Here is a 20,312-nt window from a genome sequence, read left to right on the forward strand (position 1 = left end):
TTGATCATTTATGTCATTAAAATGAACAAAAGAAGACAGGATCACACAGGACAAAACAGATATGACCAGAATTGCATGCGTTGGAATTACCGTTCAGGATCGTATTTATTCTCTGAGCAACCTGCCCGAAGGCGGGGGAAAATATCAATCAAATCAATATCTGGAGACGGGAGGTGGTCCGGCGGCAACTGCAGCGGTCGCAATAGCCCGGCTCGGAATTGCTGTCGATTTTATTGGTCGCGTCGGTGACGACAGTTGCGGCAACACATTACTTAAAGAACTTCAGGACTGGGGGGTAAACACGGAATTTTGTCGTCAGTATCCCAATGCTCGTTCTTCACAATCGGCAATTCTGGTCGATCAGCAAGGAGAACGAATCATTGTCAACTATCCAAGTCCTGACCTTGATACCGATGCACAATGGCTGGAATCGATCGATTTTACACGTTATGACATTGTACTGGCCGATGTGCGTTGGCATGAGGGAACGTTGAAATCTTTTACTCTGGCTCGCGCAGCTGGCGTCATGACATTACTGGATGCTGATATGACTCCGCAGGATATCACTCCACTGGTAGCACTTGCCGATCATGCCGTTTTCTCTAAACCAGGCCTGAAACGAATGACCGGGCAGGATAATGCCGAAGAAGGGCTGAAAATAGCCACAAAACATACTGATGGTAAAGTCTACGTTACGCTGGGCGATGAGGGATCGCTTTGGCTTGAAAATGTGCAACGGTGTCAGCAACCCGCATTTTCAATCGAAGTAGTAGATACAACCGGAGCGGGGGATGTTTTTCATGGTGCAATGGCAGTCGCGTTGGCAGAGAAAATGCCCACCGCACAGGCAATTCGCTTCGCCAGCGCGGTCGCTGCAATGAAATGTACGCAGGCAGGTGGACGAGCCGGAATTCCTAATCGTGAGCAAACCGAATCATTTTTGTCACTTTATGCGTAAAATAGTCAACATGTAAGGGGAAGAGTACAGGAGTATTCATGAGCATTATTGAAGTCACTGGTAATCCACGACACGATCAGCTTGTTCACTACATTGCAGAACGCGGCTATATGAATATCGAAGAGCTCGCACAGTTGCTTGACGTTTCCACACAAACAGTGCGCCGGGATATTCGTAAACTAAGTGAACAGGGGCTGATCACCCGACATCATGGTGGAGCCGGACGAGTATCCAGCGTCATGAATACGGCTTTTGAGCAGCGAGAGTTATCGCTGACTCAGGAAAAACGGGCAATTGCAGAGGCGGTGGCCGATTATCTTCCGGAACGTTGTACCGTTTTTATTACCATTGGTACAACCGTGGAAGCTGTTGCCCGTGCATTACTCAACCGACGTGATTTACGTATCATCACTAACAGTCTGCGTGTGGCACAAATCCTGTATAAAAACCAGGATATCGAGGTTATGGTGCCCGGAGGAACACTACGTGCGCATAATGGCGGCATCGTAGGGCCTGGAGCAGTAGATTTTATTGAAGGTTTCAGAGCTGACTACTTGATCACCAGCATTGGGGCTATTGAGAATGATGGAACGCTGCTGGAATTTGATGTTAATGAAGCCCTTGTCGCTAAGACGATGATTGCACAGGCACGCAACACGCTGTTAATTGCCGACCACACTAAATTTACAGCATCTGCCGCCGTTTCTATCGGCAACGCACGTAAAGTCCGGGCATTTTTTACCGATGCTCCACCGCCAAACTCCTTTAAGCATCTGCTGAAAGAAGAAAACGTAGAGCTTATCATTGCAGAACAGGATGTTTCCTGAAGTTCCGAGAAATAAAAAAGCCGCTGAAATTCAGCGGCTTTTTTCATCGCAAGAGCATTAATTACTCTTCTTTCGCACCACGGTTCGCGCGGCGACGATCGTTTTCTGTCAGGTGACGTTTACGAATACGGATAGAGGTTGGGGTAACTTCTACCAGTTCGTCGTCATCGATGAACTCCAGAGCCTGCTCCAGGGTCATCTTCACCGGCGGAACCAGAACCGTTGCTTCATCAGTACCGGAAGCACGCATGTTGGTCAGTTTCTTACCGGTCAGGCAGTTTACGGTCAGGTCGTTAGAACGACTGTGAATACCGATGATCTGGCCTTCGTAAACTTCAGCACCGTGACCCAGGAACAGCTTACCGCGATCCTGCAGACCGAACAGTGCAAACGCAACCGCTTTACCCTGACCGTTGGAGATCAGTACACCATTCTGACGCTGGCCCACGTCACCCGGACGAACATCGTCGTAATGGCTGAAGGTGGAGTACAGCAGACCGGTACCGGAGGTCATGGTCATGAATTCGGAACGGAAACCGATAAGCCCACGGCTTGGGATCACGTAGTCAAGACGTACGCGACCTTTACCATCTGGATTCATGTTTTTCAGGTCGCCTTTACGCTCGCCCAGCGCCTGCATCACAGAACCCTGGTGCTGCTCTTCGACGTCCAGCGTGACGTTCTCGTACGGCTCTTGTTTACGGCCATCGATTTCGCGGAAGATAACTTTCGGACGGGAAACCGCCATCTCGAAACCTTCACGACGCATGTTCTCGATAAGAACAGACAGGTGCAGCTCGCCACGACCAGAAACGCGGAACGCATCCGCATCTTCGGTTTCATCAACACGCAGCGCAACGTTGTGCACCAGCTCTTTGTTCAGACGATCCAGAATCTGACGAGAGGTGACGTATTTACCTTCTTTACCGCAGAACGGAGAGGTATTGACGCAGAAGAACATGGTCACGGTCGGCTCATCAACGGACAGCGCTGGCAGTGCTTCCACATTTTGCGGATCGCAAATGGTGTCAGAGATGTTCAGCTCGCCCAGACCGGTGATCGCGATGATATCGCCCGCTTCCGCCAGATCGCTGTCAATACGCTCCAGCCCCAGGTGAGTCAGCACTTTGCCCACTTTACCGTTACGGGTTTTGCCTTCGCTATCGATGATAGTGATCTGCTGGTTCGGTTTCACTTTACCGCGCTTGATGCGGCCGATACCGATAACGCCAACGTAGTTGTTGTAGTCCAGCTGAGAGATCTGCATCTGCAGCGGACCGTCCAGGTCAACGTCCGGTGCCGGTACGTGCTCAACAATCGCCTGATACAGCGGCGTCATGTCTTCCGCCATATCTTCGTGATCCAGACCCGCGATACCATTCAGCGCCGAAGCGTAGATGATCGGGAAGTCCAGCTGTTCGTCGGTCGCGTCGAGGTTAACAAACAGGTCGAAAACCTGGTCGACAACCCAGTCCGGACGCGCGCCAGGACGGTCAACTTTGTTGATAACAACAATAGGCTTCAGGCCATGAGCAAAGGCTTTTTTGGTCACGAAGCGCGTCTGCGGCATCGGGCCGTCAAATGCGTCAACCACCAGCAGCACTGAGTCAACCATGGACATGACACGTTCAACTTCACCACCGAAGTCGGCGTGTCCTGGGGTATCAACGATGTTGATACGGTAATCATTCCATTTGATAGCGGTGTTTTTTGCGAGGATGGTAATCCCACGCTCTTTCTCCAAATCGTTGGAGTCCATCACACGCTCTTGGGTTTCGGCACGCGCATCGAACGTACCGGATTGCTGCAGCAGCTTATCAACCAGGGTAGTTTTACCATGGTCAACGTGCGCGATGATGGCGATATTACGCAAATTTTCGATCACAACTTTGCCTCAGGCATTAGAAATAGCGCGTTATTGTACACGGATTAATCGCACTACAAAACAGGATCACAAACATCCTCCGCAAACAAGTATTGCAGAGTTCCTTTGTGATCGCTTTCACGGAGCGTTAAAAGGGATATGCATTGTCCATTGCACCAACATGGTGCTTAATGTTCACATTAAAGCACTACATTGGTGCAACACACTCACAATGGTGCAGCCCTTTTGCACGATGGTGCGCATGATAACGCCTTTTAGGGGTAATTTAAAAGTTGGCACAGATTTCGCTTTATCTTTTTTACGGCGACACGGCCACTTTTTTGCAGAATTCCACGACGACCATGACCAATCCGGGAGAGTTAGAGTATGTCCGCTGAACACGTTTTGACGATGCTGAACGAGCACGAAGTGAAATTTGTTGATTTACGCTTCACTGATACCAAAGGTAAAGAACAGCACGTCACTATTCCTGCTCATCAGGTGAATGCCGAATTCTTTGAAGAAGGCAAAATGTTTGACGGCTCCTCAATTGGCGGCTGGAAAGGTATCAATGAATCTGACATGGTTCTGATGCCGGACGCATCAACGGCTGTTATCGACCCGTTCTTCGCTGATTCCACGTTGATCATCCGCTGCGACATCCTGGAACCCGGCACGCTGCAGGGCTATGACCGCGACCCGCGCTCCATTGCAAAACGCGCTGAAGAGTATCTGCGCGCGACAGGTATCGCGGATACCGTACTGTTCGGGCCAGAGCCAGAATTCTTCCTGTTTGACGACATCCGTTTTGGCACGTCCATCTCCGGTTCCCACGTCGCTATCGACGATATCGAAGGCGCATGGAACTCCTCCACCCAATACGAAGGTGGTAACAAAGGTCACCGTCCGGCAGTGAAAGGCGGTTATTTCCCGGTTCCGCCAGTAGACTCCGCTCAGGACATCCGTTCTGAAATGTGCCTGGTAATGGAACAGATGGGTCTGGTCGTTGAAGCGCATCACCACGAAGTGGCGACCGCAGGTCAGAACGAAGTGGCAACCCGCTTTAACACCATGACCAAAAAAGCTGACGAAATTCAGATCTACAAATACGTCGTACACAACGTGGCTCACCGCTTCGGTAAAACTGCCACCTTTATGCCAAAACCGATGTTCGGCGATAACGGCTCCGGTATGCACTGCCACATGTCTCTGGCGAAAAACGGCACTAACCTGTTCTCTGGCGACAAATATGCAGGTCTGTCTGAGCAGGCGCTGTACTACATCGGCGGCGTCATCAAACACGCAAAAGCGATCAACGCCCTGGCCAACCCGACGACTAACTCCTACAAGCGACTGGTCCCAGGCTATGAAGCACCGGTTATGCTGGCCTACTCTGCCCGTAACCGTTCAGCCTCTATCCGTATTCCGGTAGTGGCGTCTCCGAAAGCGCGTCGTATCGAAGTGCGCTTCCCGGACCCGGCGGCTAACCCGTACCTGTGTTTTGCAGCCCTGCTGATGGCGGGTCTTGACGGTATTAAAAACAAGATCCACCCTGGCGAAGCCATGGACAAAAACCTGTATGACCTGCCGCCAGAAGAGGCGAAAGAGATCCCACAGGTTGCAGGCTCTCTGGAAGAAGCACTGAACGAACTGGATCTGGACCGCGAGTTCCTGAAAGCGGGCGGCGTGTTCACTGATGAAGCGATCGATGCGTACATTGCGCTGCGTCGCGAAGAAGATGACCGCGTGCGCATGACGCCGCACCCGGTAGAGTTTGAGCTGTACTACAGCGTTTAACCGAATCTTAAAAATCCGACGAATTTCACGTTGCGGCAAGGCGGCAACTGAGCAAATCCCCAGAAGCACAGACAGCTATGTGACTGGGGTGAGCGACAAATCTGTCAGGAACAGATTTGAACGTTGCTGGCAGCGGCCCTGCAGGGGCGAGGCCCAGGGACGGGCCGGGTAACAAAGCCAACGCAGCAGCGGCGTGAAAGGCGTCAGGAGTTTTTTAGTTGCCGTGGAAACTTTAGCCCATCACACGATGGGCTTTTTTCTCCACCAATAATCTGATCCCACGCGCTTTTTATCCGTAAAAAGCTATAATGCACTAAAATGGTGCATTACTTTCAGGAGACTGCTGAATGGCAACAGGCACGCAGCCCGATGCTGGGCAGATCCTCAATTCTCTCATCAACAGCATTTTGCTGGTCGACGATGAGCTGGCGATACATTACGCCAATCCCGCCGCACAGCAGCTTCTCGCTCAAAGCTCCCGCAAATTGTTCGGCGCGCCGTTGCCTGAGCTATTAAGCTACTTTTCGCTGAACATCGAACTGATGCGCGAGAGTCTGGAAGCCGGTCAGGGATTTACCGATAACGAAGTGACGCTGGTCATTGACGGGCACTCTCATATTCTCTCCCTGACCGCACAGCGGCTGCCCGATGGTCAGATCCTGTTAGAAATGGCGCCGATGGATAATCAGCGCCGCCTGAGCCAGGAACAGCTGCAACATGCCCAGCAGGTTGCCGCTCGCGACCTGGTGCGCGGTCTGGCGCATGAGATTAAAAATCCACTCGGCGGCTTACGTGGTGCAGCGCAGCTTCTGAGTAAAGCGCTGCCCGATCCGTCATTGCTGGAGTACACCAAAGTGATTATCGAGCAGGCCGACCGGTTGCGTAATCTGGTTGACCGACTGCTGGGGCCGCAGTTGCCAGGCACACATATCACTGAAAGCATACATAAGGTGGCGGAACGCGTCGTGGCGCTGGTCTCTATGGAGCTACCGGATAACGTCAGGCTGATTCGTGATTATGATCCAAGCCTGCCAGAGCTACCGCACGACCCGGATCAGATTGAGCAAGTGCTTCTGAACATCGTGCGCAACGCTCTGCAGGCGCTGGGAGCGAACGGTGGGGAAATTATCCTGCGCACCCGTACGGCTTTCCAGCTCACGCTGCACGGAGAGCGCTACCGTCTGGCGGCGCGTATCGATGTGGAAGATAACGGTCCGGGCATTCCCTCCCATTTGCAGGATACGCTGTTTTATCCAATGGTCAGCGGGCGCGAAGGCGGAACCGGACTGGGTTTGTCCATCGCCCGCAACCTTATCGATCAGCACTCCGGCAAAATTGAATTTACCAGTTGGCCAGGTCATACCGAGTTCTCGGTTTATCTGCCTATCAGGAAATAAAGGTGACGTTTATGCAACGAGGGATAGTCTGGGTAGTCGATGACGATAGTTCCATCCGTTGGGTGCTTGAACGTGCTCTCGCCGGGGCGGGACTCAGCTGTACCACCTTTGAAAACGGCAACGAGGTGCTGGCTGCGCTGGCAAGCAAAACGCCTGACGTATTGCTGTCAGATATCCGTATGCCGGGAATGGACGGCCTGGCGCTGTTAAAGCAGATTAAACAACGCCACCCAATGCTTCCGGTCATCATAATGACGGCCCACTCCGATCTGGATGCCGCCGTCAGCGCCTATCAACAAGGGGCGTTTGATTATCTGCCAAAACCCTTCGATATCGACGAGGCAGTCGCGTTAGTTGAACGCGCCATTAGTCATTATCAGGAACAGCAGCAGCCGCGCAATATTCAGATTAACGGCCCGACGACCGACATTATTGGCGAAGCGCCAGCCATGCAGGATGTGTTTCGCATTATTGGGCGGCTGTCGCGTTCTTCCATCAGCGTGCTGATTAACGGTGAATCCGGTACCGGGAAAGAACTGGTTGCTCATGCCCTGCACCGCCACAGCCCGCGCGCGCAAGCGCCGTTTATCGCGCTGAACATGGCGGCGATTCCGAAGGACCTGATTGAATCGGAGCTGTTTGGTCATGAGAAAGGGGCGTTTACCGGGGCTAACGCCATCCGCCAGGGGCGCTTTGAACAGGCCGACGGCGGCACGCTATTCCTGGATGAAATTGGCGACATGCCGCTGGATGTCCAGACCCGTTTGCTGCGCGTGCTGGCTGACGGGCAGTTCTACCGCGTTGGTGGCTATGCGCCAGTGAAGGTCGATGTGCGCATTATCGCAGCAACGCATCAGAACCTGGAGCTACGGGTGCAGGAAGGCAAGTTCCGTGAGGATCTGTTTCATCGCCTGAACGTAATTCGCGTGCATCTGCCTCCGCTGCGCGAGCGCCGGGAAGATATCCCCCGTCTGGCGCGTCACTTCCTGCAGGTTGCGGCTCGTGAATTAGGCGTTGAAGCCAAGTTGCTGCATCCGGAAGCCGAAACCGCGTTAACGCGTCTGGCGTGGCCAGGTAACGTACGCCAGCTGGAGAACACCTGTCGCTGGTTAACCGTCATGGCAGCCGGTCAGGAAGTGTTGATTCAGGATCTGCCAGCAGAACTGTTTGAATCCACGGTACCGGACAGCCCATCGCATATTCAGCCGGACAGTTGGGCCACCCTGCTGGCGCAGTGGGCAGATCGGGCGCTGCGTTCCGGTCATCACGATTTGCTTTCTGAAGCCCAACCTGAAATGGAGCGGACGTTGCTGACGACTGCGTTACGTCATACGCAGGGTCATAAACAGGAAGCGGCACGGCTGCTCGGCTGGGGGCGTAATACGCTGACGCGTAAGCTGAAAGAGCTGGGAATGGAGTGATCGCACACGCTTGTGTAAAGATTAATAATTGAGCGCAAATTGCGGTTATTTTGCGCTTTACTGTTCCGATGAGTTAAGTATGATCGTGCCCGCTAAACGGGGGAGTTATCATGCTGGAATCTATCATTAATCTACTATCAAGCGGTGCGGTCGATAGCCACACGCCACAGACCGCAGTGGCTGCCGTACTGTGCGCCGCGCTGGTTGGGCTGTTCAGCTAAAACTACCGGATGGCGCTAGCGCTTATCCGGCCTACAGGTGACTTCAAGCGTAGGCCCGGTAAGCGTTAGCGCCTCCGGGTAACGTGATTAAATCACCCGCGAGAACTGCTGCATACGCGCTTTCTGGCGCAGATAGGCGTCGAAGCACATGCAGATGTTACGAATCAGCAGACGCCCTTTCGCAGTAACCTGGATTCCCTTCTCATTTACCGCCACCAGCCCATCTTTCGCCAGCGGTGCCAGCAGTTGCAGATCATCAGTGAAATACTCAGCAAAGCTCAAATCCCACTGCTGTTCAATCGCAGCATACTCGAGGCGGAAGTTACAGATCAGCGATTTGATGACATCCCGGCGGATGCAGTCATCACGAGTCAGTGCTATACCGCGCCATAGCGCATCTCCACGTTCATCAACCTGCTGATAGTAAAGCTTCAGCTCTTTCTGGTTCTGCGCGTAGCAGTCGCCAATCATGCTGATGGCGGAAACGCCCATCCCCAGCAGATCGGTATCGCCCTGGGTGGTGTAACCCTGGAAATTCCGGTGCAAAATGCCTTCACGCTGTGCAATTGCCAGTTCGTCATCCGGACGGGCAAAGTGATCCATACCGATAAACTGATAGCCCGTTTCGGTTAGCGACGCGATCGTCTCCTGCAAGATATCCAGCTTTTGCTGCGCGCCGGGCAGATCGGCATCTTTAATCTTTCGCTGGGCGGCAAAGAGCGTCGGCAGGTGCGCATAGTTAAAAACGCTCAGACGGTCAGGGTTCAGCTCCGCTACCCGCCTGAGCGTAAAAGCGAAGCTTTCCGGCGTCTGTTTCGGTAAACCGTATATCAGATCGATATTTGTGGAGGTAAAGCCGATTTCACGAGCGTGGTTCAGCAGCGCAAAGATGAACTCCTCATCCTGCTCGCGATTGACCAGCCGCTGAACCTCTTTGTTGAAGTCCTGCACTCCCATGCTCAGGCGGTTAAAACCTTCCGCGCGTAAATGATCGAGCACATCCAGCTCAATCTCGCGGGGATCGACTTCGATCGAGATCTCCGCATCAGCGTTAAAATGGAAGTTTTCACGCAGCAACCCCATTAAGCGGCTGATTTGCGCTTTATTCAGATAGGTTGGCGTACCGCCGCCCCAGTGCAGCTGGCTTACATGACGACCGGCAAACAGCGGCGCACGATGAATGATTTCTTGCTCAAGCGCATCCAGATACCGATCGGCCTTATGCTGCTGGCGGGTCACAATCTTATTACAGCCGCAGAAGTAACAAAGTTTGTGGCAGAACGGGATGTGCACGTATAACGAGAGCGGACGCTCAGGATAACGCGCCACGGCTTGCAGGAACGCGGCTTCACCGAACTCGTCAGAGAATTCCAGCGCGGTCGGGTACGAGGTGTAGCGTGGCCCGGAATAGTTATATTTCTGGATCAGGGCCAGATCCCAGTCTATTAGTTGGTCAGACATGCTCACTCCTTCCGTTGGCGTCTCTGGCGACGTACCGGCTTAGCACCGCTACGGGTGATAAGCCGACTGCGCAGCCACTTCTGTCGCCGCGACAATCGCTGTAGTTTAACGAATAACCACACCAGATAACATATAACCGGAAGGGTTATAAGCAGGACGGGCAAGCCCACGGTGTAAACCCGTTAGTTGCCACCTCTGAGCAGGCGCATCATATCTTCCTGCTTTTCGTCCTCGCCCTCTTCTTCTTCGTCATCTTCATAAGAGAGGCCCAGTTTCTGCATCAGTTCGTCGATGCGATCCAGTTTGGCATCCACCCAGGTCTGATCTTCCGCACTCAGGGTTTCGCCTGCTTCCAGACGTTCCAGCAGCGCATCCAGGCGCTCATCCGTTTCCAGTAAATCCAACTCAGCCTGCGGTGAAAGCATAGGTTTCTCACTCTTCGGTTTGTGCTGTTTGGTGACCTTTTCGGTCACGCCCAGTGGAATGGGGGTTTTACTGCCAATACGTGGATCTTGTTGCTTGTTCTTATTTTTACCGCCAGAAGCTGCCGCATCACTACCTGTCGCACGGCTACCTGCCGTGTGGCCACGGTGTTTTTTCTGACGTTTACGGTCGCGAGCTTCCTGATTCAGCTCTTCGCGTGTTTTACGACGCGCCTTTGCGGGACCTTTACCGCGCGGTGTAGTAGAAGTTGGTTTCATAGTGATTCGTCTTTGGCTGTTTAATTCAGTATATATTTGCGCCGGAATCTAGCAGAAATAAGACAAAGAAAAAAGGCGACAGATTACTCTGCCGCCTTTTTTGCTGTCTAACAACCCTTAACGGGTTTTACATTCCCTGCAGGCTACCAACACACCCTGTTTATCCCTTAGCCTGAAACATTCCGTGTTATTTCCCTTTCCTTTTCTAACGTCTCCGGACGTACGTCTTCCTGACAAATCCTGTGTCTTCGCCTCCTGGCGCTCCTGACCCTCATCCTGAGTCGTCTATCCTTCAAGCTCCCTCGCTATGGGCACTACTCTACGCGATTGGATAAAACTAACAAGTAACCGGGACGATAATTTCCATTTTTCAGATTATTTCGCATCTTTAATCCTATGATTTATATGACATATCACTTTTTATTAGCTGCAATTACTCTGAAATTTCGCATAAGAACAATCGGCAATGTCTCACAAAGTGAGTGGTTTTTACCTACACCCGGCAAATATCGAAATATCCGTTTTTTCCCGCAGTGAAGGTAATGACGCTAAACAGGACAAAACGGCGTAGTCGTTTTGAACAGCGCTTACGCTGGCCCCGGAGGAGCAAGGCCGGGTAACAGCGCCAACGTACATGCAAGTTGAAGGATGACGTGTATAATCGCCACAAAGCCTTGACTGACGGAGACGACCGCTTTGACTAACTTGAATTATCAACAGACGCACTTTGTGATGAGTGCGCCTGATATTCGCCATTTACCTTCCGATACCGGAATTGAAGTGGCTTTTGCAGGCCGTTCCAATGCAGGCAAATCCAGCGCACTGAATACGCTGACTAATCAAAAAAGCCTGGCCCGTACCTCTAAAACGCCAGGTCGTACCCAACTCATCAACCTGTTTGAAGTCGTTGATGGCAAACGTCTGGTTGACCTGCCGGGCTATGGTTATGCCGAAGTACCGGAAGAGATAAAGCGCAAGTGGCAGCGCTCGCTGGGCGAGTATCTGGAAAAACGCCAGAGCCTGCAGGGTCTGGTGGTATTGATGGATATTCGCCACCCGTTAAAAGATCTCGACCAGCAGATGATCCAGTGGGCAGTAGAGAGCAATATCCAGGTCCTGGTGCTGCTTACCAAAGCGGATAAGCTCGCCAGCGGAGCGCGTAAAGCGCAGCTGAATATGGTTCGTGAGGCGGTACTGGCCTTTAACGGCGATGTCCAGGTTGAAACGTTTTCTTCGCTGAAAAAACAGGGTGTGGACAAGTTACGGCAGAAGCTGGATTCCTGGTTCAGTGAACTGGCGCCGATTGAAGAGATGCAGGACGCAGAGTAACCCCCATTGATACGCCGAATGGCGATGCAGTCAATCCTCAGGAGCTTACATCACTAAGTGACTGGGGTGAAAAAGCGCAGATTTAAACGCTGCTTGCAGCGGCCCCGCAGAGCGAGGTTCAGGGATGGACCGAGTAACAACGTCAACGCCCATGCAACCTGAAGTATGCCGAATAAAATAAAAAACGCCCCAGTCAGAAACTGACTGGGGCGGCTAAAATATTCAGCCAAATCCGATTACGTGAAGTAAAAGGTCTGAAAGATAGAACATCTTACCTCTGTACCCTACGCGAACAACTTTACTCTTTTTCGGGCATCTCAGAAAGCATTTTTTGTAATTTTTTTTCATCCTTTACATAGGGAATTCTAATGATCATCACAAAATGCTCTATCTTATGTTGCTTAGTTACGAAAAAAGCGCCTTATTAAGTAACCCCTTAGTGCGCTTGATCCCAGTTTTCACCACTTCCCGTCTCCACCAGTAACGGCACATCAATACGCGTACAGTTTTCCATCAGCTGATGGATCTTTTTCGTTACCGCATCAAGATCATCTTTGTGCACCTCAAACACCAGTTCATCGTGTACCTGCATGATCATACGCACGCGCGGTTGCTCGGTTTGCAGCCACGCATCAACGGCGATCATCGCACGCTTAATGATATCTGCGGCGGTACCCTGCATCGGGGCGTTGATTGCCGCACGCTCGGCTCCAGCACGGCGTGCGCCGTTGCTGGATTTGATGTCCGGCAGATAGAGACGACGACCTTCCAGTGTCTCAACATAACCCTGCTCTTTAGCCTGAGCACGCGTGCGTTCCATATATTCCAGTACGCCAGGGTAGCGTTCGAAGTAGAGGTCCATGTACTTCTGCGCCTCTTTACGCGGAATATTCAGCTGGCGCGCCAGGCCAAACGCGCTCATGCCGTAGATCAGACCAAAGTTAATCGCTTTGGCGCTGCGACGCTGCTCGCTGGTTACCGTTTCTAGCGGCAAACCAAACACTTCGGCAGCCGTTGCACGGTGAATATCTTTTCCTTCCGCAAACGCGGTGAGCAGACCTTTGTCACGCGAGAGATGCGCCATAATACGCAGTTCAATCTGGGAGTAATCCGCCGACACAATCACGTAATCTTTCGGCGGGATAAACGCCTGACGGATACGACGTCCTTCGTCATTGCGTACCGGAATATTTTGCAGGTTAGGATCGGTCGAAGACAAACGCCCCGTCGCCGTCACCGCCTGATGGTAGGAGGTATGTACCCGTCCGGTTTTCGGATTGATCATCAGCGGCAGCTTATCGGTGTAGGTCGATTTGAGCTTCGCCAGTCCGCGATACTCCAGGATGACCTTCGGCAGAGGATAGTCCAGTGCCAGCTCTTCCAGCACCTCTTCTGAGGTTGACGGCGCACCGCCAGGCGTTTTCTTCAGCGGCTTGATTCCCTGTTTTTCAAACAGGATCGTCTGCAACTGCTTGGTGGAGGAGAGATTAAACACTTCCCCGGCAATGTCATGCGCTTTCTTTTCCAGCTCAGCCAGACGCAACGTGATCTCCTCTGAGTGCTTATGCAGCACCGCAGGGTCAATCTTCACACCGTTACGCTCCACGCGAGACAGCACCGGCACCAGCGGCATTTCGATATTTTCGAAGATGTTCAACGGCCCTTTATGCTGTTGCAGCTCCGGCCACATTTTCAGATGCAGCTGTAAGGTGACGTCCGCATCTTCCGCCGCATAGCGTCCAGCCTCTTCGAGGGCTATCTGGTTGAACGTCAGCTGATTTTTGCCTTTCCCGGCGATCTCTTCAAAGGTGATGGTTTTATGCTTTAACCAGCGATCGGACAAGCTGTCCATATCGTGACGCCCGGCGACGCTGTTCAGGATGTAGGATTCAAGCATGGTATCAAAAGCGATACCGCGTAGCTCAATGCCGTAATTCGCCAGAATGCCGCGATCGTATTTCAGATTCTGCCCGACCTTCTTCGCGTTTTCATCTTCCAGCAGCGGCTTCAGGAGTTCCAGCGCCCGGTCACGGGAGATCTGATCTGGCGCATCCAGATAATCATGCGCGACAGGGACATAGGCTGCCACGCCCGGTTCGGTAGCAAATGAAAGCCCGACCAGATTCGCAGAGATGTTATCGAGGCTGTCTGTTTCTGTATCAAAGGCAAAGACGGGCGCTTTCTTCAACTTTGCAATCCACTCTTCCAGGGTTGCCTCATCCAGAATGGTCACGTAATTTTCGGATGACAGTGTCGCTACAGCCGCTTCCGGCACGTCATCAACAGCAGCCGTTTCTTGCGGTTTGGACGCAGGTTTAGCCCCCTTCGCCTGAAGCCACTTCCCGGCTTCAACATCGGTGATCCAGCGCCTGAACTCATACTTTTTGAACAGACCAAGTAGTTCATCAGCAACCGGCTGCTGCACTTCAAGCTGCTCGCAGGTTAACTCCAGCTCAACATCCGTTTTGATGGTAGCCAGCTGATAAGAGAGATAAGCGACCTCTTTGTTTTGTTCAAGCTTCGCCGCCATAGTCTTTGCACCGCGGAAAGTCAGTCCGGCGATTTTGTCTGACTCTGCGTAAAGCGTATCCAGGCCACCCAATCCCTGCAGCAGTGCCTGAGCCGTCTTCTCGCCTACCCCCGGAACGCCAGGGATGTTATCGGAGGAGTCGCCCATCAGGGCCAGAAAATCAATAATCAGTTCTGGCGGAACACCATACTTGGTCACCACTTCATCCGGGCCGAGCACCGTGTTAGTCATGGTGTTGATGAGCGTAATATCCGGCGTTACCAGCTGCGCCATATCTTTATCACCGGTGCTGATCAGCACCGGACGACCAGCTTTCTCAGCTTCACGCGCCAGAGTACCGATAACATCATCCGCTTCTACACCGGATACCGCCAGTAACGGCAGCCCCATCGCTTTGACCATGGCGTGCAAAGGTTCAATCTGCGCACGCAGATCGTCGGGCATTGGTGGACGATGGGATTTGTAATGCTCAAATAATTCATCACGGAAGGTTTTACCCTTAGCATCAAATACCACTGCCGCATGCGTGGGCTGATACTGCATGATCAGGCTGCGCAGCATGTTGAGGACACCGTACATCGCGCCCGTTGGCTCTCCCGCACTGTTCGTCAGCGGCGGAAACGCGTGGTAAGCGCGATAGAGATAAGATGAACCGTCTACAAGGATAAGTGGGTTTTCTGGGATCTGAACCATAATGTCCGTGCCTGTTTATCAGATTATGGGTAAAGGATGCCACAGACCGGATGAAAACATGAGTTTTTCACCGCATTTGTCGAAAAACTTTTGCAGATCTTCTGGATCGCTCGCAAAGCGATCTGTGGATAACTTTGTGTATAAATAATTTACATCGATTTAATTTCAATAGCATGCTTTTAGCATCATTAATTTTTTACTTATTTTTCAATAAATTAAATTTTTATGTTTTACATCCTGCCTCAAATAAGCCCAGACAGAAGATGTGGATAGATATACGCTTATTTTCAATTTCGCGAAGAACCATCATTTGAACCGATTTCTGATAAAATCAGCCCCTTACGCCGCTTTAGCGTGCTGTTTATGGCTAACCTTTTGAATAATTTAATTATGACAAGAATACTCGCGGCAATAACGCTTTTGCTGAGTATCGTATTGACCATTCTGGTCACCGTATTTTGTTCTGTACCGATCATTATTGCCGGGATCGTGAAACTCCTGCTGCCCGTGCCGTTTGTCTGGCGCAAAGTGTCTCAGTTTTGTAATGCGATGATGTACTGTTGGTGTGAAGGCCTGGCATTACTGTTACACCTGAATCCTCATCTGAAATGGGATGTGCAAGGGCTGGAAGGGCTAAGCAAAAAAAACTGGTACCTGCTTATCTGCAACCATCACAGCTGGGCCGATATTGTGGTGCTTTGTGTTCTGTTTCGTAAGCATATCCCGATGAATAAGTACTTTCTCAAGCAACAACTGGCGTGGGTGCCATTTATCGGCCTGGCATGCTGGGCGCTGGATATGCCATTTATGAAGCGTTATTCACGCAGTTATCTGCTTCACCACCCGGAGCGACGAGGTAAAGACGTGGAAACCACACGGCGCTCTTGTGAGAAGTTTCGTGTTCATCCGACAACCATCGTAAATTTTGTGGAAGGCTCACGCTTTACCGACGAGAAACATCGCCAGACCCGTTCATCGTATAAAAACCTGCTGCCACCGAAAGCGGCGGGGATCGCCATGACGCTGAATATATTGGGGGCGCAGTTCGATAAACTGCTCAATGTATCGTTGTGCTATCCGGAAAACGATCGTACGCCGTTCTACGATATGCTAAGCGGTAAGCTGACGCGTATTGTCGTACGCGTAGACCTGCAGCCGATTAAAGAGGAGCTGCATGGCGACTACGTGAATGACAAAGAATTTAAGCGCCGTTTTCAGCATTGGTTGAATACGCTCTGGGGTGAGAAAGACGCGCTAATAGATGAGATTAAAGCCGCAGGTAAAAACGCCGGTCAGTGACCGGCGATTTTTTTATTTCTTACCTACCAGATATTTTACGGTATCCGCGTACTGCTCTACGAAGATATCCATGCTGCTGGTATCCATTCCCTGCGGGTTCAGCTGATATTTACCGTTTACAAACATCGCCGGAACGCCCTGCAGCTGCAGATCGGAAGCCGCTTTTTCCTGCTGCGCAACCAGTGATTTCACCACAAAGCTGTTCCACGCCGCATCGTAGTCTTCACCTTTCACACCCGCGTTAACGAAGACTTTACGGATATCAGCAACAGACTGAACGGTCTGAGTTTTCTGTACCGCTTCAAACAGTGGCACAGTCACCTTATCTTCAACGCCCAGCGCAATCGCCACGGCCCACGCCTGAGTCAGATCTTTGCCCAACGGCCCAAGAAACTCGACGTGATACTTGGTCATTTTTACGCCTTCCGGCAGCTTTTTCTTCACATTGTCAGAAACATGAAGAACTTCTTCAAACTGGAAGCAGTGCGGGCAGTAGAAAGAGAAGAACTCCAGTACCTGCGGTTCACCAGCGACTGGCTTTTCCAGCGTAGTGTACTGCTTACCGTCTTCGAACTGCGCAGCCGATGCGCTAAAAGCTAAAACCATACCGGCCAGCGCCAGCCAAATCTTTTTCATGATCAACTCTCTCCGATTAATACATTGGCGTTAATTGTAAGGGGGGTTCTTGCAAAACTTTAGCCTGTTCGATAAAGGTCGCTGTCTGACGATGCCAGTAATCCTCCCCGGTTAACCACGAGAAGTTTTTCGGAAAGGCAGGGTCAGCCCAACGACGCATAATCCAGGCAAGATAATAAACTAAACGCATGGCGCGTAAAGGTTCAATCAGTCCGATTTCAGATGTGTCGAACTCGCTAACCTCTTCATAAGCCTCAATAATGGTTTCGAGCTGCATGCGCTGCTCGGCTTTATCACCATTGAGTAACATCCACAGATCCTGAATGGCAGGACCATTACGGGCATCATCCAAATCAACAAACAGCGGACCGTCACGCCAGAGAATATTCCCGGCATGGCAATCACCATGCAGACGCAGCCCGTCATAATTGGTGTGCCAACGCTCGGTCACGGCAGAAATCAACGTATCTGTCGCTTTCAGGAAAGCAGCTTTCTGTCCGGAGGGAATGAGCCGTGCATCGTCAAACAGCTGACGAGGTTCGGTAAGATACTCTTGCAGACCCATCGCAGGACGATAAGCAAAAGGATGTTTGCGGCCGATCTGGTGCAGTCGCCCCAGATAGCGCCCAACGGCTTCTATTTGATCAATATTATCCGCTTCGAACTGCCGTCCACCCACGCTTGGAAAAATGGCATAGTGAAATCCCTGGTGGTTTAACAGCGTCTGGCTGTTAAATACCAGCGGTGCGGCTACAGGAACTTCATCAGCAACCAGTTCCAACGCAAACTGGTGCTCTTCCAGAATTTGATCGGCAGACCAACGTTCTGGCCGGTAAAACTTGACGACAAAACGCCGACGATCTTCGTCCTGAAACTGATAGACACGGTTTTCATAGCTGTTAAGCGGAGTAAGACCGGAATCCACCCGGATCCCCTGCCCAAACAGCGCATCCATGATGGTATCCGGGTGTAATGTCTGGAAAGTAAAAGCGTTGTCGTTCATCCCGTCATCCGGAAAATACTACGAATGATTCAGGATATCATTTCGTGGCGCTTTCGGTGGCACCGCTTACAAGGTTTTACTCTTTAATAACGCCGCGTGCGCGTAAAAGCGCCGTCTTGAAATCTTCTTCGTAGTCTTTCTGAATACCAGGGATCACCGCGTCTTTAGCAGAGTCGCGCATTTTCAGGTGATAGATCAGAATGTCGTCAGTTAAATCCGCCAGTTCGCCGTCAAAACCTGACTCTTTGGCCAGTTTCTGCAAAAATTGCATCAGGTTGAGATCGGGTTCTTTCTGCCAGGCAGGCTGGAGGAGTTCAATAACTTCATTCAGACGTTTACATTTCATGGTTGTGCTCCTTAGAGCCTGGGCCACCAGGCGTAATTGGCGCAGACAATTTGAACACGAACAGCGCGCAACAACCGGAGCGTATACCCAGGATTGCGAGCACTGTCCGGGTCCAAAATGGCAAACAAAATAGCCTAATGGGATAGACTCTTACTCTTGAGACAGACACATTAGCAGGGTCAATCCCACAATTAAAGAGGCGGTATCGGTGAATCTGGATAGTACGATAACAGGGGTTGTGCTGGCGGGTGGCAAGGCCAGGCGAATGGGTGGCGCAGATAAAGGTTTACTCGATCTGAAAGGGAAACCACTTTGGAAACACGTCGCCGATACGCTTATGTCACAGCTTGCTACTGTTGTTGTCAGCGCCAATCGTCATCAGGATATTTACCAGGCAAGCGGTCTGAGAGTGATTTCAGATTCAATGGCAGACTTCCCCGGCCCGCTGGCCGGTATGCTTTCTGTTTTCCAGCAGGAAGCTGGCGACTGGTTTCTGTTTTGCCCCTGCGATACGCCTTATATTCCCCACGATCTCGTTGCCCGGTTAAAGGCTCAGCGTTACGATGCGCCGATAGTATGGGTGCACGATGGCGAGAGAGATCACCCCACGATTGCTCTGGTAAATCGCTCGGTACAACCCTTGCTGCAAGCGTATCTTTTGTCAGGGGAGCGACGGGTAATGGTCTTTATGCGACAGGCCAATGGTCATTCTGTTGATTTCAGCGATTGTAAGTCGGCGTTTGTGAATGTGAATACACCAGAGGAGCTTGCTAAATGGCAAGAGAGGCCATGATTCCATTACTGGCGATTGCCGCATGGAGTGGAACAGGAAAAACAACGCTGCTCAGAAAGTTGATTCCGGATCTGTGCGCCAGAGGGGTTCGCCCAGGCCTGATTAAACATACTCACCATGATATGGATGTAGATAAGCCAGGAAAGGACAGTTACGAGTTACGCAAAGCCGGTGCGGCACAAACTCTTGTTGCCAGCCAGCAACGCTGGGCATTGATGACGGAAACACCAGAAGAGCCTGAACTGGATTTGGCTTATCTGGTCAGCCGGATGGATGCCACAAAGCTGGATATGGTGCTTGTGGAAGGTTTTAAGCATGAACCGATAGCGAAGATCTTACTGTTTCGTCAGGGGTGTGGACATAGCGTGGATGAGCTCACCATTGATGAACACGTTGTTGCCGTTGCCAGTGACATTTCACTTTCTGTGGATGTCCCCGTTTTAGATATTAATGATGTCCCGCAGATCGCAGAATTTGTTTTACGCTGGTTAGGGCGATAACCGACGCAGGCAAGCTGAATAATGCAGAATAATGTTACATTTTCAGGTACACGAAAACGCAAAAAGGCCATCCTGACGGATGGCCTTTTTACTTGTTTGATGCCTGGCAGTTCCCTACTCTCGCATGGGGAGACCCCACACTACCATCGGCGCTACGGCGTTTCACTTCTGAGTTCGGCATGGGGTCAGGTGGGACCACCGCGCTGTTGCCGCCAGGCAAATTCTGTCTGTCAACACGCATTCTGCGCATCAACTAATCTGTATCAAACTGAATATTGTTTCTGTCTCTCGTCCGCCAAAACATCTTCGGCGTTGTAAGGTTAAGCCTCACGGTTCATTAGTACCGGTTAGCTCAACGCATCGCTGCGCTTACACACCCGGCCTATCAACGTCGTCGTCTTCAACGTTCCTTCAGGACTCTTTAAGAGTCAGGGAGAACTCATCTCGGGGCAAGTTTCGTGCTTAGATGCTTTCAGCACTTATCTCTTCCGCATTTAGCTACCGGGCAATGCCATTGGCATGACAACCCGAACACC

The 20,312-nt window shown here is 51.5% G+C and carries 18 protein-coding genes, 2 rRNA genes and 1 pseudogene; 10 read left to right on the top strand and 11 right to left on the bottom strand.

The window, feature by feature from the left end; genetic code table 11:
• Positions 1-61: 61 nt before the first annotated feature.
• Positions 62-958: a sugar kinase gene (locus C3432_RS25330; RefSeq protein WP_103780107.1), complete on the top strand. Its 897-nt coding sequence runs from the start codon at positions 62-64 to the stop codon at positions 956-958.
• 38 nt (positions 959-996) lie between these two features.
• The gene (locus tag C3432_RS25335) at positions 997-1,785 is read left to right on the top strand and encodes a DeoR/GlpR family DNA-binding transcription regulator (protein WP_103780109.1); all 789 of its coding nucleotides are present in this window, start codon (positions 997-999) and stop codon (positions 1,783-1,785) included.
• 61 nt (positions 1,786-1,846) lie between these two features.
• Here C3432_RS25335 and typA read toward each other — a convergent pair whose 3' ends face one another.
• Positions 1,847-3,670 (bottom strand): ribosome-dependent GTPase TypA, encoded by a 1,824-nt coding sequence (typA, locus tag C3432_RS25340; RefSeq protein ID WP_103780111.1) that lies wholly within the window; start codon positions 3,668-3,670, stop codon positions 1,847-1,849.
• Positions 3,671-4,036: 366 nt separating this feature from the next.
• Between typA and glnA the strand changes: the two genes are divergently transcribed.
• The 4 genes from glnA to C3432_RS25365 all read left to right on the top strand — a co-directional run bounded on the left by glnA (position 4,037) and on the right by C3432_RS25365 (position 8,485).
• Positions 4,037-5,446, top strand: coding sequence for a glutamate--ammonia ligase (gene glnA / locus C3432_RS25350; protein WP_146050971.1), 1,410 nt, complete (start codon positions 4,037-4,039; stop codon positions 5,444-5,446).
• Positions 5,447-5,793: 347 nt separating this feature from the next.
• Positions 5,794-6,843, top strand: coding sequence for a nitrogen regulation protein NR(II) (gene glnL / locus C3432_RS25355; RefSeq protein ID WP_103780115.1), 1,050 nt, complete (start codon positions 5,794-5,796; stop codon positions 6,841-6,843).
• Positions 6,844-6,854: 11 nt separating this feature from the next.
• The gene (gene glnG, locus C3432_RS25360) at positions 6,855-8,264 is read left to right on the top strand and encodes a nitrogen regulation protein NR(I) (protein ID WP_103780154.1); all 1,410 of its coding nucleotides are present in this window, start codon (positions 6,855-6,857) and stop codon (positions 8,262-8,264) included.
• Positions 8,265-8,374: 110 nt separating this feature from the next.
• Positions 8,375-8,485, top strand: a complete 111-nt coding sequence (locus C3432_RS25365) for a YshB family small membrane protein (RefSeq protein ID WP_090050632.1) — start codon at positions 8,375-8,377, stop codon at positions 8,483-8,485.
• An 87-nt stretch (positions 8,486-8,572) separates the two neighbouring features.
• Here C3432_RS25365 and hemN read toward each other — a convergent pair whose 3' ends face one another.
• The 3 genes and pseudogenes from hemN to C3432_RS28495 form a co-directional block, all read right to left on the bottom strand.
• Positions 8,573-9,946 (bottom strand): oxygen-independent coproporphyrinogen III oxidase, encoded by a 1,374-nt coding sequence (gene hemN / locus C3432_RS25370; RefSeq protein WP_103780117.1) that lies wholly within the window; start codon positions 9,944-9,946, stop codon positions 8,573-8,575.
• Between the two features lie 182 nt (positions 9,947-10,128).
• Positions 10,129-10,647 carry a Der GTPase-activating protein YihI gene (gene yihI, locus C3432_RS25375; protein WP_103780119.1) on the bottom strand — a complete coding sequence of 173 codons (519 nt, stop codon included), beginning with the start codon at positions 10,645-10,647 and terminating at the stop codon, positions 10,129-10,131.
• A gap of 117 nt (positions 10,648-10,764) precedes the next feature.
• Positions 10,765-10,962 (bottom strand): annotated as a pseudogene (locus tag C3432_RS28495) (hypothetical protein).
• Positions 10,963-11,343: 381 nt separating this feature from the next.
• On the opposite strand from C3432_RS28495, the gene yihA reads away from it, so the two are divergent.
• The gene (gene yihA, locus C3432_RS25385; RefSeq protein ID WP_103780121.1) at positions 11,344-11,976 is read left to right on the top strand and encodes a ribosome biogenesis GTP-binding protein YihA/YsxC; all 633 of its coding nucleotides are present in this window, start codon (positions 11,344-11,346) and stop codon (positions 11,974-11,976) included.
• A gap of 222 nt (positions 11,977-12,198) precedes the next feature.
• Here the strand turns inward: yihA and C3432_RS28570 are convergent, their stop codons facing one another.
• Complete coding sequence (locus C3432_RS28570; protein WP_071892919.1) at positions 12,199-12,246, bottom strand: spot 42 RNA, inhibition of DNA synthesis; 48 nt, start codon at positions 12,244-12,246, stop codon at positions 12,199-12,201.
• A 166-nt stretch (positions 12,247-12,412) separates the two neighbouring features.
• Positions 12,413-15,199, bottom strand: a complete 2,787-nt coding sequence (gene polA / locus C3432_RS25390; RefSeq protein ID WP_103780123.1) for a DNA polymerase I — start codon at positions 15,197-15,199, stop codon at positions 12,413-12,415.
• A gap of 363 nt (positions 15,200-15,562) precedes the next feature.
• Here polA and C3432_RS25400 point away from each other — a divergent pair, with 363 nt between their 5' ends.
• On the top strand, positions 15,563-16,498 hold the full coding sequence (locus C3432_RS25400; RefSeq protein WP_181012978.1) for an acyltransferase: 936 nt from the start codon (positions 15,563-15,565) through the stop codon (positions 16,496-16,498).
• Positions 16,499-16,510: 12 nt separating this feature from the next.
• Here the strand turns inward: C3432_RS25400 and dsbA are convergent, their stop codons facing one another.
• The 3 genes from dsbA to C3432_RS25415 form a co-directional block, all read right to left on the bottom strand.
• Positions 16,511-17,134, bottom strand: coding sequence for a thiol:disulfide interchange protein DsbA (gene dsbA / locus C3432_RS25405; protein ID WP_103780129.1), 624 nt, complete (start codon positions 17,132-17,134; stop codon positions 16,511-16,513).
• A gap of 16 nt (positions 17,135-17,150) precedes the next feature.
• The gene (locus C3432_RS25410) at positions 17,151-18,137 is read right to left on the bottom strand and encodes a serine/threonine protein kinase (protein WP_103780131.1); all 987 of its coding nucleotides are present in this window, start codon (positions 18,135-18,137) and stop codon (positions 17,151-17,153) included.
• Between the two features lie 76 nt (positions 18,138-18,213).
• A complete protein-coding gene (locus C3432_RS25415) occupies positions 18,214-18,483 on the bottom strand; it encodes a YihD family protein (RefSeq protein ID WP_042325406.1) in 270 nt (89 codons plus the stop codon).
• 208 nt (positions 18,484-18,691) lie between these two features.
• On the opposite strand from C3432_RS25415, the gene mobA reads away from it, so the two are divergent.
• The gene (mobA, locus tag C3432_RS25420) at positions 18,692-19,276 is read left to right on the top strand and encodes a molybdenum cofactor guanylyltransferase MobA (RefSeq protein ID WP_103780133.1); all 585 of its coding nucleotides are present in this window, start codon (positions 18,692-18,694) and stop codon (positions 19,274-19,276) included.
• The gene (gene mobB, locus C3432_RS25425; protein WP_103780135.1) at positions 19,273-19,776 is read left to right on the top strand and encodes a molybdopterin-guanine dinucleotide biosynthesis protein MobB; all 504 of its coding nucleotides are present in this window, start codon (positions 19,273-19,275) and stop codon (positions 19,774-19,776) included. Before mobA ends, mobB begins: the two co-directional genes overlap by 4 nt.
• Positions 19,777-19,877: 101 nt before the next feature.
• On the opposite strand, the gene rrf is transcribed toward mobB, so the two are convergent.
• Together rrf and C3432_RS25435 are read right to left on the bottom strand one after the other, a co-directional pair.
• Positions 19,878-19,993 (bottom strand): 5S ribosomal RNA (rrf, locus tag C3432_RS25430).
• A gap of 99 nt (positions 19,994-20,092) precedes the next feature.
• Positions 20,093-20,312, bottom strand: a 23S ribosomal RNA gene (locus tag C3432_RS25435); the annotation flags it as partial.

Origin of the sequence: Citrobacter amalonaticus (assembly GCF_002918555.1) — a bacterium.
Classification (GTDB): Bacteria; Pseudomonadota; Gammaproteobacteria; order Enterobacterales; family Enterobacteriaceae; genus Citrobacter_C; species Citrobacter_C amalonaticus_A.

Excerpts from the sequence above, each read along its gene's own strand:
- polA (WP_103780123.1), bottom strand. The coding sequence starts at position 15,199 with ATGGTTCAGATCCCAGAAAACCCACTTATCCTTGTAGACGGTTCATCT.
- C3432_RS25335 (WP_103780109.1), top strand. The coding sequence starts at position 997 with ATGAGCATTATTGAAGTCACTGGTAATCCACGACACGATCAGCTTGTT.
- C3432_RS25415 (WP_042325406.1), bottom strand. The coding sequence starts at position 18,483 with ATGAAATGTAAACGTCTGAATGAAGTTATTGAACTCCTCCAGCCTGCC.
- glnG (WP_103780154.1), top strand. The coding sequence starts at position 6,855 with ATGCAACGAGGGATAGTCTGGGTAGTCGATGACGATAGTTCCATCCGT.
- C3432_RS25365 (WP_090050632.1), top strand. The coding sequence starts at position 8,375 with ATGCTGGAATCTATCATTAATCTACTATCAAGCGGTGCGGTCGATAGC.
- glnA (WP_146050971.1), top strand. The coding sequence starts at position 4,037 with ATGTCCGCTGAACACGTTTTGACGATGCTGAACGAGCACGAAGTGAAA.
- C3432_RS25400 (WP_181012978.1), top strand. The coding sequence starts at position 15,563 with ATGGCTAACCTTTTGAATAATTTAATTATGACAAGAATACTCGCGGCA.
- yihI (WP_103780119.1), bottom strand. The coding sequence starts at position 10,647 with ATGAAACCAACTTCTACTACACCGCGCGGTAAAGGTCCCGCAAAGGCG.
- C3432_RS25330 (WP_103780107.1), top strand. The coding sequence starts at position 62 with ATGACCAGAATTGCATGCGTTGGAATTACCGTTCAGGATCGTATTTAT.
- C3432_RS25410 (WP_103780131.1), bottom strand. The coding sequence starts at position 18,137 with ATGAACGACAACGCTTTTACTTTCCAGACATTACACCCGGATACCATC.
- glnL (WP_103780115.1), top strand. The coding sequence starts at position 5,794 with ATGGCAACAGGCACGCAGCCCGATGCTGGGCAGATCCTCAATTCTCTC.
- mobB (WP_103780135.1), top strand. The coding sequence starts at position 19,273 with ATGATTCCATTACTGGCGATTGCCGCATGGAGTGGAACAGGAAAAACA.
- dsbA (WP_103780129.1), bottom strand. The coding sequence starts at position 17,134 with ATGAAAAAGATTTGGCTGGCGCTGGCCGGTATGGTTTTAGCTTTTAGC.
- hemN (WP_103780117.1), bottom strand. The coding sequence starts at position 9,946 with ATGTCTGACCAACTAATAGACTGGGATCTGGCCCTGATCCAGAAATAT.